The 2,524-nt window shown below is 70.6% G+C and carries 2 protein-coding genes; both read right to left on the minus strand.

Going from position 1 to position 2,524, the window contains the following annotated elements:
• On the minus strand, positions 1-996 hold a 996-nt coding region (gene ftsZ / locus HUV01_RS14820), incomplete at its 3' end, for a cell division protein FtsZ (protein ID WP_174298965.1).
• 117 nt (positions 997-1,113) lie between these two features.
• A complete protein-coding gene (ftsA, locus tag HUV01_RS14825; protein WP_174298966.1) occupies positions 1,114-2,400 on the minus strand; it encodes a cell division protein FtsA in 1,287 nt (428 codons plus the stop codon).
• Between the last annotated feature and the right edge of the window lie 124 nt (positions 2,401-2,524).

A 2,524-nucleotide genomic window follows, 5' to 3' on the forward strand; every position in this document is an offset into this window, starting at 1 on the left:
GGCGGCGGCGGCGCCGGCGCCCGCGCGCTGGTCCGCCTCGATCCCGGTCGCGACGACCGAGACGCGGATGCGCCCTTCCAGCTCGGGGTTGAACGCCGATCCCCAGATGATGTTGGCGTCGGGATCGACCAGGTCGCGGATGTGGTTCGCCGCCTCGTCCACCTCCAGCAGGCGCATGTCGTCGCCGCCGGTGATGGAGATGATGACGCCCTTGGCCCCCTGCATCGACACGCCGTCGAGCAGCGGATTGGCGATCGCCTTCTGCGCCGCCTCCAGCGCGCGGTTATCGCCCGAGCTCTCGCCCGTGCCCATCATCGCCTTGCCCATCTCCTGCATCACCGATCGGACGTCGGCGAAGTCGAGGTTGATGAGGCCGGGCATCACCATCAGGTCGGTGATCCCGCGCACACCCTGCTGCAGCACCTCGTCCGCCATGCTGAACGCCTCCTTGAAGGTCGTGTTCGCGTTGGCGATCAGGAACAGGTTCTGGTTGGGGATGACGATCAGCGTGTCGACGAACTTCTGAAGCTCCTCGATGCCCGCGTCCGCGCTCTTGGCGCGGCGGTTGCCCTCGAACGCGAACGGCTTGGTGACGACGCCGACGGTCAGTATGCCCATGTCGCGCGCCGCCTTGGCGATGACGGGCGCCGCGCCGGTGCCGGTGCCGCCGCCCATGCCGGCGGCGATGAACACCATGTGGTTGCCCTCCAGCATCTTGGAGAGGCTGTCGATCGTCTCCTCGGCGGCGGCGCGGCCGATCTCGGGCCGGCTGCCCGCGCCGAGTCCCTGCGTGATCTTGGTGCCCAGCTGGATGCGGTGGGGCGCGTTCGACTGCTTCAGCGCCTGCGCGTCGGTGTTGGCGACCAGGAAGTCGACGCCCTGCACCTCGGCGCGCATCATGTTCGCGATTGCGTTCCCGCCCGCCCCGCCGACGCCGATCACGGCGATGCGGGGGGTTAGTTCATCGACGTCGGAAGCCAGAAACTCGATGCTCATCGCCCAATCTCTCCGCCCGGCCCGCTGGTGAAACGCCAAGTCCTGCTGCCTCGTTGATACCTTGCACGAAGGCTCCCGCGCGTGCCAGCCGAAAAGCCGGGGCGCGCGAGCCGCCCTTCAATAATTGGCGCGCGCCGCCTGGATCAGCTTGCGGAACGCGCCGAGTCCGCGTGGCCGATGCACCAGCTGCGGCGCGCCGGACAGCGCGCGCAGGTCGACAGGGTCGGTCGCCGCATAGAAGGCGAGCCCCGCGAGCGTCGCGAAACCCGGCCCCGCATGTGCTTCGGGCAGGCCGGTCAGCCCGCGGGGACGGCCGATCCGCACCGATCGGCCGAGCGCCGCCTGCGCATAGTCGGCGATGCCCTTCAGCTCCGCGCCGCCGCCGGTCAGCACCACCTGGCGCCCGACCGGCCCTTCGAACTTCAGCTCCTTCAGCGCGCGGCCCACCTCGCCCGTCAGATGCTGGAGCCGCTGGCGGATCACGCCGTTCAGCGCCGCCTTCGTGATCTGCTGCGTGTCGTGCTTCTCGTCCTCCCCTACGTCGTCGGCGCCCGCGGACACGACGGGGATCATGTCGTGATTGTCGCGCGGGGAGGTGTTGGCGGAGCCGTGGAAGCACTTCATCCGCTCCGCCTGCGCGCGCCTGGCGCCGAACGCGGAGGCGATGTCGTCGGTGATGTCCGACCCGCCGAAGGGGATGGACGCGAGCCCCACGAGCATCCCGCCCGCGAACAGCGACACGTTGGTGACGCCCGCGCCGACCTCGACCAGCGCCACGCCCAGCTCGCGTTCCTCCTCGGACAGGCAGGCAAGGCCGGTCGCGACGGGCGAGGCGATGATCGACTTCACCTCCAGATGCGCGGAGCGGACGCACAGGTCGAGGTTGCGCACCGGCGATCCGTCCGCCGCGACGACGTGGATGTGGACGCCCAGCCGGTCGGCGTGCAGGCCCAGCGGCTTCTTGACGCCGGTCAGCCCGTCGAGCGTGTAGAGCGCCGGCTGCGCGTGCAGCACCATCCGGCCCTGCGGATCGATCGACTCGCGCCCGGCCGCCAGCAGCGCGTCGATGTCGCCCTGCTCGATACGGTGCCCGCCAAGCTCGAACTCGATGGAGGCGACGTCGCTGACGAGGCCGCCCGCCGAGAAGCCGACCCACACGTTCTCGATGTTCAGCCCCGCGATCCGCTCGGCCTGCTCCACCGCCTCGCGCACCGCGACCTCCGTCACGGCCATGTCGGCGATATAGCCGCGCTTGACGCCGCGGCTCTCGCGCTGGCCGGTGCCGAGCACGGTCAGCTCGCCGCCCCCGACACCTCCCGGGCCGGGCTGCACGATCATCGCCGAAACCTTCGACGATCCGATGTCGAGGGCCGTGATGAGCCCTTCAGGTGCCGCCTTCGCCATGGTCCCGTTCCCCCTGCCAGCCTGCAATCCGGTCCGCGTCCGACCCGTCCCTAGCCCTTGTCCGTTCGTTCCGCCCGGCTCGGCGGCGTCGCCGGGGCCGGTGCGCCGGCCCGGGCCGGCGCAC

Source organism: Sphingomonas bacterium (genome assembly GCF_903643035.1).
Taxonomy (GTDB): Bacteria; Pseudomonadota; Alphaproteobacteria; order Sphingomonadales; family Sphingomonadaceae; genus Sphingomonas.